Source organism: Mesorhizobium sp. Pch-S, from assembly GCF_004136315.1.
In the GTDB taxonomy this organism is placed as follows: Bacteria; Pseudomonadota; Alphaproteobacteria; order Rhizobiales; family Rhizobiaceae; genus Mesorhizobium.
On sequence record NZ_CP029562.1, the window covers coordinates 1,339,071 to 1,353,342 of the forward strand.

Here is a 14,272-nt window from a genome sequence, read left to right on the forward strand (position 1 = left end):
CATGGAAACCGTCAGCATTCGCAACCCCGGAATGTACTGGGATATCGCCGCCAACATCCACTTCCCGCCCGGATTCGATGCCGGCAAGCGCTATCCCGCTGTCGTTTCGAACCACCCCATCGGCAGTTGCAAGGAGCAGACCGCCGGCAATGTCTATGGCGCCGCCTTGGCTGATGCCGGCTTCGTCGTCATCGTACCCGATGCCAGCTTCCAGGGGGCCAGCGGTGGCGAGCCGCGCTGGACCGAAGATCCCGAACAGCGGGTAAAGGACTATCGCGACGTCATCGATTACGCTCAATCACTGCCTTATATCGACCCTGACCGTATTGGCATCCTCGGTATCTGCGGTGGTGGCGGCTATTCGATCAAGGCGACGATCATCGACAAGCGGATCAAGGCGCTGGTCAGCATCACCGGTGTCAACTTCGGGCGGCTGATGCGCGAAGGTTTCAGCAATTTCGATCCGGTCGGCGCGCTCGAAGGCATGGCGGCGCAGCGCAGCGCCGAAAACAGCGGGGAGGATGAACGTATCAATATCTTCCTGCCACCCAGCGTCGAGGCGGGCAAGGCCGCCGGCATCACCGACATCGACGTACTGGAGGCTACCGACTACTACCGCAACCGTTGCGTGGCCGAAGGCTCGGGCACGCGGATGCTGTTCTCCCATGCCGCGCCGGCAATGGCCTGGGATGCATTCGCCTTCGCCGAAACGCTGCTGACCCAGCCGATGATGGTGGTGTTCGGTGACAAGCCGGGAGGCTTCGGCGCCTATCGCGACGGCATGGAAATCTACGGTCGCGCGGCCTCGAAGGACAAGGAACTGGTCGTGATCAAGGGCTGGTCCCACTACGATCTCTACGACAAGCCCGAGCCGGCCGGCCTCGCGCTTGAAAAGCTGGTGCCGTTCTTCAAGGCGCATCTGGGCGGTACGACCGCCGCGAGCGGGCTGAAGGCGGCGGAATAGGCAGGTTTTCCCGTGAAGGGGCGCCGGGCGTTCGCACCCCTCCACGCCATTCGCAAGGAACGGAACATGACGAAAGTGCTCATTCTCGGCGCGGGCGGGCAGATCGCCCGTCACGTAACCGCCATGCTGGGTGACGACGACGATATCTCGCTGACACTGTTTGCCCGCAACACAGGCAGACTTACGCACACGCCGGTAAATGCCAGACCCGTCCAAGGCGATGTGCTCGACAGTGCAGCTCTCGACGGCGCGGTCAAGAGACAGGACATCGTCTACGCCAACCTGACTGGCGAAGACCTCGACATGCAGGCCAGGGCCGTGATCGCGGCGATGAAAAAGGCCGACGTGATGCGGTTGATCTTCGTGCTCTCGCTCGGCATCTATGATGAGGTTCCGGGCCGGTTCGGCGCATGGAACAGGGCGACGATCGGCGAGGACCTGAAACCCTTCCGCCGCGCTGGCGATGCCATCGAGGCCTCCGGGCTGGATTACACGATCCTGCGCCCGGCCTGGCTGACCGACGAAGCCGAGATCGACTATGAGACGACCGGGCGCAACGAAGCGTTCAAGGGCACCGTTGTCTCACGCAGGAGTGTGGCCGACCTGATTGTCAGCATCATCCGTGCACCAGGCGCGCATATCGGCGGCAACCTTGGCGTCAACAAGCCAGGCACGGACGGCGACAGGCCCTATTTCATGTAAGCCTTGAACTAATCCAGCCAGGGTGGACGCTCGGCGAAGGCCTTGGCCAGATGATCGACGATCGCGCGCAGTTTCATCGGCAGCGGCTTGACCGGCGGCCAGACGAGCGAAATCGGCAGCGGCACCGGCGTCAGCTTAGGCGCGATCCTGACCAGACGGCCCTGCCGCAGCGCCTCATGCGCGACGAACAGCGGCAGCAGCGCGACGCCGAGGCCGGCGATGGCCATGTCGCGCATGGCCTCGCCATTGTTCGCCGTGACGCGGCTCTGCATCGCAATCCCGGTCGGCGTTCCGTCGCCACCCCGGAACTGCCAGACACTGGCGGCATGGACATTGAGATAGCCGATGCTGGCATGTGTGTGCAGGTCGTCGAGGCTTTCGGGCATGCCGCGCCGGATCACATAATCGGGGCTGGCAACAATGACCCTCGGGTCTTCGCACAGCCTGCGCGCGATCAGCCCGGAATCCCGCAGCTGACCGATCCTGACGGCCAGGTCGAAACGGCCGCGCACGAGGTCGACCGCCCTGTCGTCATAGTCGAGCGTGACGGCAAGCTCGGGATGCTGGCGCGCGAAGTCGGCGACGACGGGACTGAGATGGCTGATGCCGAAGCTCATCGGCGCCGCGATGGCGAGCGTCCCCCTGAGGCCGGCCATACCCCAGGCGGCGCTTTCGACGGCGTCGTTCATTTCCGCCAGCGCCGGCCGAAGCCTGAGTGCCAGTTCCTCCGCGCCTTCCGTCGGCGTGATGCGTCCGGCATGGCGCCGGAACAGCGCGGTGCCGAGTGCCGCCTCGAGGTCGCTGATGCGCTTGCTGATCACCGATTTCGACAGGTTGGCGCGTGCGGCGGCGCCTGAAACGGTGCCCGCCTCCATGACATCCAGGAACGTCCTGATTTCCTCGACCGACCATTTCATGGCCCGATTCTATCGCATTTGAACCGACCCGGCATCGGAAAACTGTTCGCGATTCACGAATTGCTTCCGTATGCCGGGGCGGTTGCGATGCCAGAGCGTTCGCGAATTGCGAACGGCTTTCTGGTGCTGGGCGTTCGCGAATTGCGAACGCCGGGTCCGGTGACTGGCGGCTAAACAGCATCGCTTGAGGCGCTCATATTGACGGCAACGAAGCGATCATCGTGGTCGCAGAACTTTTTGCTCTTGGGAGTGACCGACATGAACCTGACCGGCATCCACCATCTGACGGCGATCACCGCGAACGCGCTCGCCAACAAACATTTCTACACCGAGACGCTCGGCCTGCGGCTGGTCAAGAAGACCGTCAACCAGGACGACACCAGCGCCTATCACCTGTTCTATGCCGATGGCGAAGCGACGCCCGGCACCGACCTCACCTTCTTCGACTGGCCGGTTGCGCCCGAGCGGCGCGGCACGCATTCGATCAGCCGCACCGGCCTGCGCGTAGCCGGCGAGGAAAGCCTGAGCTACTGGGCCGCCCGTTTCAAGGACAGCGGCGTGAATGCCGATGCGATCAAGACGATCGACGGGCGCGCCGCGATCGAGTTCGAGGATGCGGAAGGCCAGCGCTTCCGGCTGATCGATGATGGCAGCCACGGCGAAGCCCATGCCTGGGAACGCAGCCCGGTGCCCGCCATACACCAGATCCGCGGCCTCGGTCCGATCACCATCTCGGTGCCGACGCTTGGGGCCACCGATGCGGTGCTGACCACCGTGCTGAACATGAAGCAGGAGCGGGTTTACGCCTCGCCGGACGGCCAGGGCGACGTCCATGTCTACGCCATGGGCGAAGGCGGGCCGGCGGCCGAACTGCATGTCGCGGTGCAGCCCGGCCTGCCGATCGCGCGGCAGGGCGCCGGTGCGGTCCACCATGTCGCGTTCCGCACGCCGGACGTGCCGGCGATCCGCGACTGGGCGGCACGGCTTTCGGAGTTCCGCATCCCGAGTTCCGGCGAAGTCGAGCGCTATTATTTCCGCTCGCTCTATTTCCGCGAACCCGGCGGCAACCTGTTCGAGATCGCCACAGACGGCCCCGGCTTCACCGCCGACGAGCCGCTGGAAAGCCTCGGCGAAAGGCTGTCGCTGCCGCCTTTCCTGGAAGGCAGGCGGACCGCGATCGAAGCCAACCTGAAGCCATTGGACTAAGTCATACTGAAAGCCGGTCTCGCAGCGATGTACTCGCTGCGAGACCGGCCTTGGGGAGAACAGCGACATGACCACCATCCTCGGACTGTCCGGCAGCCTGCGGCAGGCCTCCTTCAATGCCGGCCTGCTCAGGGCGGCGGCCGCGGCCGCTTCGCCGGCCACGAATGTCGTCATCGGCTCGATCCGCGACGTGCCGCTCTACAACGCCGACGATGAGGCAGCTAACGGCATTCCGCCCGCAGTGCAGGCGTTGAAGGACACCTCGCTGCCGCCGACGGGCTGCTTCTGGTCACGCCGGAATACAACAACGGCATTCCCGGCGTGTTCAAGAACGCCATCGACTGGATGAGCCGGCCGGCCAATGAGATCCCGCGCCATTTCGGCGGCAAGCCGGTGGCCCTGCTCGGCGCATCGCCGGGCGGCTTCGGCACGGTGCTGTCACAGAATGACTGGCTGCCGGTGCTGCGCACGCTCGGCACGCGTCACTGGGCAGCAGGCAGGATGCTCGTCGCGCGCGCCGGAACGGTGTTCGACCGTGACGGCAACCTGACCGACGAGGCCACGCTGGCACGGCTTGGCGACTTCATGGCCGGCTTCGCGGATTTCATCGAAAGCTGAGACGCTAGCGCCAGGACCAGCAGGGTCGCGTGAGCTCACCCGAGAAGCCGTAGAAATGCGGGTTGCCCGTCATTCAACGTGACATTCAAGGCGGCTATCGTTTGAATATCTTCACACGGAGATATTCGGATGCTGTTTTTTCGCCGTCTCGCCCTTCATCGCTTCGTAAAGACGCATCCCCCATCAAGACAGGTTTCGCCCGCCGATCGTGAGCTTGTTTCTGCCTATGACGACATCCTTCCCGCCAGCCTCATCGAGTTATGGCGCCGGAAAGGGCTTGGCTTCTATGGCGATCTGCAACTCGCCCTGATCGATCCGCGGCCGTGGCAGCCCGTGCTCGACCGCTGGATCGTCTCACCCACGGATGCTGTACGGCGCACGCCGATCGCGCTGACGCCGTTCGGCGTGCTTGTCTACCATCGCAAGCTCACGGCCACCGACGAGGATGTGGCCTATATCGATCCCGTCACGAAACAGACCGGAGACCTGGCCTGGAGCCTCGGCGAATTCTTCAACCGGTTCCTTTGCGAGCGGGAAACGCTTGGATCGCTCGTTCCGCCGTCGCTTGCGCAGGCAGCACGCAAGGAATGCGGAGCGCTCGCGCCGGGCGAGGTCTATGAGATCGATCAGCTGCTGTTTTCTATGCAGATGCTGAAGATCACGAAGACCGACGCGTTCGAGCTGCATCGTCGTCTTCGTGACGCGGTCGATCCACCCGAGCCGAAGGATGTCGAACCGGTCACCGTGGCCGATGCGGTGCCGGCTCAGCACCGTGCCATGTTCGAGAAGACCGTGGCGGGCGAGCGTCTCGCCGGCCTGTATCTTTCCTCTTACATCGACTGGCACCGCCTGCTGGCGCTCGAACCGGATGGCCACTACCGACTGCTGTTCTGGCGCATCCACCACAAGACGTTCGAGCGCACCGAAATCCGGCTCTACGCCGGCACCTACCAGGTCTCCCGCAATGCCGAGGGTGATGAGACCGTCGAGCTCGACATCACCCTGAGGGCGGATTCGCTTGGCAGCGACGCCAATGACGAGCGCCTTGTTGCGATGCATTCGGGTGGCGCGACCTGGCTGTTGAACACCGGTCGCTTGGGGAGCATCGCCACGGCAATCGGCGGCAGGGACACGATGGGACGCAGTGAAGATTATTTTCGCCGCGTGACGCCGGACCAGGCCTTCGAGGAAGAACCGAGCGATGGCCGCGATGCGCCACCCTTTGCAGACCTTCCCCATGTGCTGCAGGCCATGATCCATGTCGAGCCGCTGCGGCCGAGGATTACCCACGTCGCCGATCCGAACCCCGACGAAGAGGACGATGGCGACGGCACCGTCATGTGCACGCTCGATCTCGGCGAGGATGATGGCTTGCGCATGAACATGCCGCTCTATTCGCTCGCCGAAACCGGTCGCGACCTGAAAGGCTGGGTGTGGAAGATGGACCCCCGCGCCTGCCAGGCCGGCATCAAATATCGCCGTGGAGAAGACGGCACCATCGAGCATGGGCCAGTCGTCGGCGACATCCTGACCACCCGCGCGCCATAGAGATGCGACATGACCGGCATCAAGCAGATGCCGGGTGGCCGGGAGGCACTTGCCGAAATCAGCCTCGCGCGATCGCCTCGTCATCGACCGTCGGCTGATGGCCGATGACAACCGTGCGGTGTTCGGCGGCGCTCAGCCGTGATTTCCGCGGTAACGCAGTTCGAGCCAGAGATGAAACAGCGGAACGCAGAGCGTCACGCCGCTGAACAACAGCAAGCCGCCACTCAAATCAGGATCGGCGTATGGGAACAGCATGGTGGTGGCGAGAAGCGGAAGCGCCGCCCATGCGAGGCAACGCCAATAGGTTTCCCGCAATTCCTGCAGCGCCTGCGTGCCTTGGTTCACGAAAGCCGCTGACAGACGAAGAAATTTCAGGATTGCAATCAATCCCATACCCGTCAGAACGATGAGTGCTCCGAATATGGCCACGTTCCTGAGCGTTTCCAACAATGACGCCGAGTCGTTGCTGCCTGCCAGCGCCGTGAGCATGAACAGAAACATCAGAATGGAGCCCGCTCCATAGAAAACCGCCCATGCCGCGAGCGCGCATAGGGGAATCAGGGCAAACAGGATGAACTCTATCCCATAGAGGATCCGGCTCGCCTTTTCCGAAATGATCATCACCTACGCCCCATGTTGACGAGCAGCAGCGCGGGCGATCGCCATGCTCTCGCGCAGGCGCATTCCGATCCCGCTATCAGGCACGATCCTTCCTTTCTCCGATCCAACCCTGCGCGATCGTTTCGTCGTCGGCAACCAGCTGATGCCCGGCGGCAACCGTGCGATGTTCGACGGCAGCGCCGTGTTTCACCAGCCATTCGGCAAGCACCGGCGCGCTGTCGCCGAACGGGTCCTGCTCGCCGCTGATGAGCAGGGCGTCGCTTCCCGTCAGGTCGGCCTCGGGCAGCGGGTCGAGCACCGGCACGGCCCTGAGCAGGATGGCACGGCGGATCACCGCCGGATGCAGGCCCATGACGGCGGCAGCGAAGTTCGCGCCGTTCGAATAGCCGAGGAAGGTGATGCGCGCCGGGTCGAGCCCATAGCCCGAGATCGCGCCGGCCATGAACGCCTCGAAGGCTTCGGCCTCGGAACGGATGTCGGGCTGGTCGAACACTTTCTGCGACAGGCGCCGGAAGAAGCGGGCGATGCCCTCCTCATGGCTGCGGCCACGCACGCCGAGCAGCGTGGCGCGCGGTGCGATGCGGTGCGCCAGCGGCATCAGGTCGGCCTCCGTGCCGCCGGTGCCATGCAGCAGGACAAGCGTGCTGCCGTCCGGGTCCTGCGGCGTGAAGAAACGATGCACGAAGGGCAGGTCGCGCTTCGGCAGGCGCGGTTCCCCCGGCATGGCAAACTGCGGCAGCATGACCCGCAGGTCCTCGGCCAGCGCGGCATCGTGCGGCGGGATGAACAGGCTCTCACCGAGACGCCCGGCCGGTTCGTCGATCGCGAAACCTGGCCCGTCGGTGGCCAGTTCGAACAGCGTGCCGCCCGGCTCGCGCACATAAAGCGAGGTGAAATATTTGCGGTCGTGGACGGTGGTCGGTGACGAATTCAGCCGCGACAGGGAAGCTTCGACGTCGCGCACGGCCGCTACGTCCGCAGCGCGGAAGGCGACATGGTCGGCGGTGCCGGTGCCCGGCAGGCCGGGCACGTAACCTGCGGCGTTGCGCACATCGATCGCGTCGTTCGTGGACAGCAGGCGCTGGATGTTTTCTTCGACCGGCCCCGGCGCATAGCCGAAACGGCGCACGAAGGCGGCCGTCTCCTCGGCGTCGCCGGTGAGGATGGTGACCGCGCGCAGCCTGCCGACGGCGTTCTCGGAGCCGCCTTCGGCCAAGCCGACCAGCTTGACGATGAAGCCGTCAGGGTCCTTCAGCCTGAGCACGGGCTCGCCGAACTCGCGCAGCGGACCCTGTACCGGCACGCCCTTTTCGAGCGCCCGCACCAGCCAGTTGCCGATGCTTTCTGCCGGCACCGCAAAGGCGATCTCCGAAACCTGGCCAAGACCGGCGCGGCCTGGCGCCCCGTCCTGCCAGACCAGGAAGGTGACCAGCGAGCCGGGCGCCCCCGCGGCGTCGCCATAGAACAGGTGCAGCTGCTGGCCGTCCTCGTAACCGCCGGTGCGCTTGACCAGATGCAGGCCGAGGAAGCCGACATAAAAATCGACATTGGCCTGCACATCGCGCGTGATCAGCGTGACGTGGTGGATGCCGTTGGAGAGTTCCATGCCTCAGCCCCCGGCGCGCTGTGCCGAGGGCAGGAATGTAAAGAGGTCATGGATCGGCATGTGCAAACTCCCGGTGCTGCGGCGACATTTGCACGTGCCGTCCGCAGCGCCAAGCGCGGCGGCGCGAACACGGCGTTCAGCGATCGCGAACTGCGAGCTCCAGTTGCTGCTCCCGCAAGGGCCAGCGTGCGCACGAATGCTTCGGAGGGGTGTCAGGGAAGGCGCGGCGTTGCGGCCAGCCCTTCTCCCCTTGTGGGAGAAGGTGGCCCGAAGGGCCGGATGAGGGGTGTTGGAAGAAATGAGGTCGGGCAGAACTATAACAGCGTGTTGATGGAAGTCTGGAACGCCGCACTTCGTCCAGCACCCCTCATCCGACCTCGCCTGCGGCGAGGCCACCTTCTCCCACAAGGGGAGAAGGCAAGTAGCGCCTCCCCAATCACACCGAGCGGATCAGGCCGCCGTCGACCCTCAGGCTCTGGCCGGTGATGTAGGAGGCCTCGTCCGATGCCAGGAAGGCGATCGCGGCGGCGATCTCGTCGCTGGTGCCGTAGCGCTGCATGGGAACACTGTCGCGGCGCTCCTCGGTCGCCGGAAGGCTGTCGATCCAGCCCGGCAGCACGTTGTTCATGCGGATGTTGTCTGCCGCGAAGGTGTCGGTGAAGATCTTGGTGTAGGCGGCAAGGCCGGCGCGGGCGACCGCGGAGGTCGGGAACATCGCCGACGGCTGACTGACCCAGGCGGTCGAGATGTTGACAATGGAGCCCTTGCGCTGCGCCTGCATGATCGGGGCGACGAGGCGGACCGGGCGCACGACGTTCAGGAAATAGACGTCGATGCCCTGGTGCCACTGCTCGTCGGTGATGTCGAGGATCGGGGCGCGCGGGCCATGACCGGCGCTGTTGACCAGCACGTCGACGCGGCCCCACTTCGCAACCGTGGCATCGACCAGCCGCTTGAGGTCGTCGTTCGACTGGTTGGAGCCGGTCACGCCGATGCCGCCGAGTTCGGCCGCGAGTGCCTCGCCCTTTCCGGAAGACGACAGGATGGCGACCTTGTATCCGTCCTGCGCCAGGCGCTTCGCCGCCGCCGCACCCATGCCGCTGCCGCCAGCCGTGACAATCGCTACTTTTTCTACAGTCATCTTGCTTCCTTCCGAAAACCCGTTGGTTCTGATACCCTTTCCATACGGGTTATTCGAACCAGTTTCCTTGTATTTTGCCAATAGAAAAACTACTGGATGCGATCGGGCCAACTTCCTTCACTCAATGCGGTGCGCGCCTTCGAGGCCTCGGCCCGCCACCTGAACTTCCGGCTTGCCGCCGAAGAACTGGGCGTGACGCAAGGCGCCGTCGCGCAGCATGTACGCGGACTGGAGGATTCGCTAGGCCTGAAACTGTTCCTGCGGCTGCCGAGGACGCTGGCGCTGACCGATCAGGGCCGGGCCTATGCCGGCACCATCCGCCGCGCTTTCGAGCTCATCGTCGAAGGCACGGCGGCGCTGCGGCCGCAGCCGGTCCGCCTCTCCATCAGCGTCACCCCGACCTTCGCCTCGAAATGGCTGCTGCCGCGCCTGCCGGGCTTTGCGGCGCTGCATCCCGAGCTCAGCCTGGGCATCGTCGCCACCGACCGGATCTCCGGCTTCCAGCCGGAGGGCATCGATATTGCGGTCCGCTACGGCCCGGCGCCTGCCGATCCGCAACTCGAGGCCGACCTCCTGTTCCGGGAAGAACTCGTCGGCGTCTGCAGCCCCTTGCTGCTGGCAGGCGCGAAGACCCCGCTGTCGGCAGGCCGGCTCGACGGCCATGTGCTTCTCCACGACGCCCACAGCCGCTGGCCCGAATTCATCGAGACGCTGTCCGGGCGGCCTGACGCCGGCGGAAACAGGGGCGTGCATTTCAACCAGACCGCGCTCGCCATCGACGCCGCCCTCGGCGGCCAGGGCATCGCGCTGGCCAGCCGCGGCTTCGTCGAGGCCGACCTTGCCGCCGGGCGGCTCGTCGATGCGTTCGGCGTGACGATGCAAAGCGACCGCGCCTATTATGTCGTCACGCCGCGCAAGCCCCGCTTTCCGTTGCCGGTCGCGGCGGTCCGGGCGTGGCTGCTGTCCGGTCCGGAAGTCTGATTCAGGGGCTTTCAGCCGCGTGCGCTCTCGCAGGCCACACATCCGCCCCAATACGGCGGGAAGCAGGCATTGCGGGTAAGGCATATGGAGGTCTTCCCATGAAACCCAATCGATATCTCGCCGCCCTGGCATGTGCCGGACTGGTAGCCGGAACCGTGTCCCTGAGCCAGCTCGGTCCTGTCGGGTTTGTCAGTGCCGCCTATGCGAAGAACGGTGGCGGCAATGGCGGCGGCAACGGCAATGGCGGCGGTAACGGCGGCAATGCCAGCGGCCACAGTGCCGATCACGGCAAATCCGCCGAGGCACATGACAAGAACGACGCAAAGAGCAAGGAAGCCAATGCGCTCGGCGCCTTGAACGCCGCCCATGCTTCGGCGAAGGCACGTGCGCATGCCAGCCCGAATTCGGCTGTCGGCAAGATCGCCACTTATGAGAAGAGCCGCGAGGCCGCCCTCAGCCTGCAGGACCCTGCCGCCCAGCAGCAGGCGCTTGAGACTGCCGAAGCCAAACTGGCCGCCAGCTTTGGCATGTCCTCGCTGTCGCCCGAACAGGTCAGCCAGGTCAACACCCTGCTGGACGCCCGCAAATAAGCGACGTCTCGCGGCGTTTCCCGGCCTTGCGAAGCACAGACGCCGACAAAAGCGGTCGGCGTCTGGAGAGACTGGCCGGGCCCGGCATTTCCTTCACCCAAGCGGTCGATCGAACCAGGCACCGAGGACATCGGACAGTCCGGCGCCGTCGCCAGCCCATGCCACATGCCCGTCGGGCCGGATCAGAACGGCAGCAGGCATGTCGACTGCGCCTATGACCGGAAGCTGGCACACGCCTTCAAATCTCGCCTCGACCTGCTTGATGCGATCGGCCCATCTGCCGACAGCGACCTGCCTGCCGAAGTTCAGCAGCACCGGCTGCGCATCGTGCAGCAAGGTGAAGACACGCGCCGGGCTGCCGTCGATGGTGATGTCGAGATCGGGCATGCGACGGCCAAGCAGCAGGTGGCCATCGCCGAGCTCGTAGCGAATGTCGAGGCCGCTCATCATCGCGGCAAAGTGCCTGCGCGGTTCCTCCATCGCAAGCAGCTCGGAAACGAAGTCGCCAAGCACCGCGGTGCGCTCGCCGGGATAACGCAGCACGCCCTGCGCCATGGTGTTTTTCAGCACGCGCGCCGCGACCGGATGGCGCTCGGCCTGGTAGGTGTCGAGCAACGTTTCGGGCGACATACCCCTGGCCACCCGCGCCAGCTTCCAGCCGAGATTGACCGCATCCTGCAGGCCGAGATTGAGCCCCTGCCCGCCCATCGGCGAGTGGATGTGCGCGGCATCGCCGGCCAGCAGGACCCGTCCCTTGCGGTAGTCTTGCGCCTGCCGCGCCGCATCGCTGAAGCGGGACAGGAAGCCTGGCGCATGCACGCCGAAATCGGTACCGTAAGCGGCCTTCAGCGCGACGGCGAATTCGTGCAGCGACGGCTCGCCGCCGGCGCGCGGATCCTGCCCGGCAAGCACCACACCCACCGTTTCGCCATCGTCCAGCCTGGCCATGGCATGGCGGCCCAAAGCGGTTTCATGGAAGCCGAGCACCGGCTGCTCGCGCATGCCGACCTCAGCGATCAGCCAGCTCGTCGAGGCATCCCAGCCAGGAAAATCGATGCCGGCTGACTTCCGCACCGTGCTGCGGCCGCCATCACACCCCACCAGCCAGCCGGCCCGCAGGGTCTTGCCCTGTGCCGTCGCCACCCCGACACCGGTCTCATCCTCGACGATGTCCAGAACCTCGGTGCCGCGATGGACCGGCACGCCGAGCTCCTCGACCCAGTCCGCCAGAAGCCGTTCGATGCGTTCCTGGCGCAGCGCCAGCAGATAGTTGTGCCGGGTCGGGAAATCACTGATGTCGAGCGCGACATGAAAGCCGACATTGGGATAGGTCTGCCCTTCGGCGAGAAAACGGTCGACGATGCCGCGCTGGTCGAGCACTTCCAGCGAACGCGCATGCAATCCGCCGGCGCGGCGGCCGGCAACCGCCATGGTGGATCGCTGCTCGACGAGCGCGACATCGATGCCGGCAAGCGCCAGCTCGCCGGCAAGCATCAGGCCGGTCGGGCCGGCGCCTGATATGAGGATCTCGTGTTCGGACATTTGCCGCCTCGTGCAGTGAAAGGGGCCTGCCTTCTACGACGCGATCGGGGCCTTGAAGCAAGAGGGTTGTGCGCCATATGTATGATATGAGGGGCACGGCTCTCCGAGCGGGAGCAGCAGCCAGCACCCTGGCGAGCATCGAACCGGCGGATCACCCGGCAAGCTCGTGCCACCACCAGCCTTTCAGATCAGGTCTCGCCTCGAAGAACGGACGCCAGTCCTCGATCCACTGCAGCGGGTCGCATGGCTCGCCCTCGACATAGGGGCGATATTGGTCCGTCACGCAGGAGCCGCCGTGGCGGCCTGTGACATGGGGTTCGCCCGGACCGGGAACCGTGAAGGTCGCGGCATCGGCATTTTCCACCAGCTTCTTGCGGCTGAGAAACCAGACGCTTGTGCCGTCCGTCGCGTAGCCATGCCCGATGTCGCGGAAGCTATCGGGGATAGCGTTCTTGAGGCGGGTCCCGTAAAAATATACCGCCTCGCGGTCGCGGGCGATGACGCTGGTGTCGTGCAGGGGGTCACGTGTTCCATCGCGATAATTCAGCCTGAGTTCCGGCACGACCTCGAAGGCTTCGGGGCTTTTGGTGCGGATCGTCTTGCCGGTGATGTAGTAGGCCTGCCTGCCATCGCGCGCATAACGCAGGTTCAACGCCTCGAACGTTGCAGCATCCGCGCCTTCGACGACATACCAGTAGAAGGTCTGGTTCGCGCCATACTGCCCCTGGCCGTAGACATGATGCCTGTCGGCAAGCCAGCGTCCGGCGACGGCCCTGAAGCTTGCCGCGTCGACGACAATGCGCCCGCCCTTGCGATCCGCCAGCGGTTTTCCATCGAAATAGACCGTCTTTCCGTCATGCGTGTAGCAGCACAGCACGGCTTCCGCATGTGCGGCGATGAAGGTGCAGGGCCAGCTGCAACCAGCGAACGGCCCGACATGGGGGTTGCGCCACACGGCCTCGCGGATATGCCGTGTCGAGCGCAGGTCCGCTGTGTCGCCTTCCTGCAGCCGCCATCGCGGCGGCAGCACCAGCCGACAGATCGCGGCATCGTCCAGTCCCTTGAAGTAGGCGTGCCTGTAACTCTCGCCGAGCGCGGTGGGAAACCATCGATAGGTTTCCCGCAGCCTGTCCCATTCGCCATTGGCAAGACCGATCAGCGGCAGCACCTCTTCCCGGGTCCGTCCGGTGGCAAGGAACAGGCTGGCGGCTTCGAACGTGTCGTAAGGAATGACGGGAACGGTACCGTCGCCCACGCCGTGGTCGGATCGCTCGGTCATGCCGCCTCACTGATCCAGTCTGCGATGGGTGCTGGCTGCATCAACCGCGCTCGGCTGGCCAGAAGACGATCTCGATCACATCCGGCTCGACGGGCACGCTTTCGTCCCGGCTGCCCTGGAACTCCATCCAGCTGATGCGGACGGATACCGTGGCGCTGTCCAGAAAGAAGATCGGGCCGCCGGCAAGCGTATCCGGTGCGGAGGGGCTCGAGATCGAGAACGACCTGGAAGGGAAGCGCGCCGGTGTCGTCTCGATCTGCGTCCACGGCTTGCCGCTCATCGGCTCCACCGGTGCGTGATCCGGCTCGGCATCGTGGATATGGATGCGGATGTGCTGCTGCAGGCTGCCCTCGGTATAGACCACCAGCCCCGCCTCGGGAACGAAGAAGCGCCGGGCCTCCATTTCCGGCGTAATGATCTCCGGAGGAAGGAAAGACGTGTCTTCACGGTCGACAAGATAGAACTGACCATAGTCGGCCTGCCATGCCAGCGTAGCCCAACCGCGCAGTCCCAAAGCATACTCTCCTTGCAAACAATCATGGCTCGTCCAAGCCTTG

General features: G+C 64.9%; 13 protein-coding genes and 1 pseudogene. 7 read left to right on the plus strand and 7 right to left on the minus strand.

The window, feature by feature from the left end:
* The first annotated feature begins 1 nt into the window (after position 1).
* Positions 2–964, plus strand: coding sequence for an alpha/beta hydrolase (locus tag C1M53_RS06215; RefSeq protein WP_129411442.1), 963 nt, complete (start codon positions 2–4; stop codon positions 962–964).
* Between the two features lie 66 nt (positions 965–1,030).
* Positions 1,031–1,666 (plus strand): SDR family oxidoreductase, encoded by a 636-nt coding sequence (locus C1M53_RS06220; RefSeq protein ID WP_129411443.1) that lies wholly within the window; start codon positions 1,031–1,033, stop codon positions 1,664–1,666.
* Between the two features lie 8 nt (positions 1,667–1,674).
* Here the strand turns inward: C1M53_RS06220 and C1M53_RS06225 are convergent, their stop codons facing one another.
* The gene (locus tag C1M53_RS06225; RefSeq protein WP_129411444.1) at positions 1,675–2,583 is read right to left on the minus strand and encodes a LysR family transcriptional regulator; all 909 of its coding nucleotides are present in this window, start codon (positions 2,581–2,583) and stop codon (positions 1,675–1,677) included.
* Positions 2,584–2,841: 258 nt separating this feature from the next.
* On the opposite strand from C1M53_RS06225, the gene C1M53_RS06230 reads away from it, so the two are divergent.
* From C1M53_RS06230 to C1M53_RS06240, 3 genes and pseudogenes are all read left to right on the plus strand, one after another.
* A complete protein-coding gene (locus C1M53_RS06230) occupies positions 2,842–3,789 on the plus strand; it encodes a ring-cleaving dioxygenase (protein WP_129411445.1) in 948 nt (315 codons plus the stop codon).
* Between the two features lie 67 nt (positions 3,790–3,856).
* Positions 3,857–4,407, plus strand: a pseudogene (locus C1M53_RS06235) (NADPH-dependent FMN reductase).
* A 129-nt stretch (positions 4,408–4,536) separates the two neighbouring features.
* Positions 4,537–5,955, plus strand: coding sequence for a GAD-like domain-containing protein (locus C1M53_RS06240; RefSeq protein WP_129411446.1), 1,419 nt, complete (start codon positions 4,537–4,539; stop codon positions 5,953–5,955).
* A 132-nt stretch (positions 5,956–6,087) separates the two neighbouring features.
* On the opposite strand, the gene C1M53_RS06245 is transcribed toward C1M53_RS06240, so the two are convergent.
* The 3 genes from C1M53_RS06245 to C1M53_RS06255 form a co-directional block, all read right to left on the minus strand.
* Entirely contained in the window at positions 6,088–6,576 is a 489-nt protein-coding gene (locus C1M53_RS06245; protein ID WP_129411447.1) for a hypothetical protein, read from the minus strand.
* A 76-nt stretch (positions 6,577–6,652) separates the two neighbouring features.
* A complete protein-coding gene (locus C1M53_RS06250; RefSeq protein ID WP_129411448.1) occupies positions 6,653–8,182 on the minus strand; it encodes a VOC family protein in 1,530 nt (509 codons plus the stop codon).
* Between the two features lie 436 nt (positions 8,183–8,618).
* Positions 8,619–9,323, minus strand: coding sequence for an SDR family oxidoreductase (locus tag C1M53_RS06255; protein WP_129411449.1), 705 nt, complete (start codon positions 9,321–9,323; stop codon positions 8,619–8,621).
* A gap of 96 nt (positions 9,324–9,419) precedes the next feature.
* Between C1M53_RS06255 and C1M53_RS06260 the strand changes: the two genes are divergently transcribed.
* Entirely contained in the window at positions 9,420–10,304 is an 885-nt protein-coding gene (locus C1M53_RS06260) for a LysR substrate-binding domain-containing protein (RefSeq protein ID WP_129411450.1), read from the plus strand.
* Between the two features lie 98 nt (positions 10,305–10,402).
* Positions 10,403–10,894, plus strand: coding sequence for a Holotricin-3 precursor (locus C1M53_RS06265; RefSeq protein ID WP_129411451.1), 492 nt, complete (start codon positions 10,403–10,405; stop codon positions 10,892–10,894).
* A 93-nt stretch (positions 10,895–10,987) separates the two neighbouring features.
* Here the strand turns inward: C1M53_RS06265 and C1M53_RS06270 are convergent, their stop codons facing one another.
* The 3 genes from C1M53_RS06270 to C1M53_RS06280 form a co-directional block, all read right to left on the minus strand.
* Entirely contained in the window at positions 10,988–12,436 is a 1,449-nt protein-coding gene (locus C1M53_RS06270; protein WP_129411452.1) for an FAD-dependent monooxygenase, read from the minus strand.
* A gap of 151 nt (positions 12,437–12,587) precedes the next feature.
* Entirely contained in the window at positions 12,588–13,715 is a 1,128-nt protein-coding gene (locus C1M53_RS06275) for a DKNYY domain-containing protein (RefSeq protein WP_129411453.1), read from the minus strand.
* Between the two features lie 40 nt (positions 13,716–13,755).
* Complete coding sequence (locus C1M53_RS06280) at positions 13,756–14,229, minus strand: hypothetical protein (protein WP_129411454.1); 474 nt, start codon at positions 14,227–14,229, stop codon at positions 13,756–13,758.
* Positions 14,230–14,272: the final 43 nt, after the last annotated feature.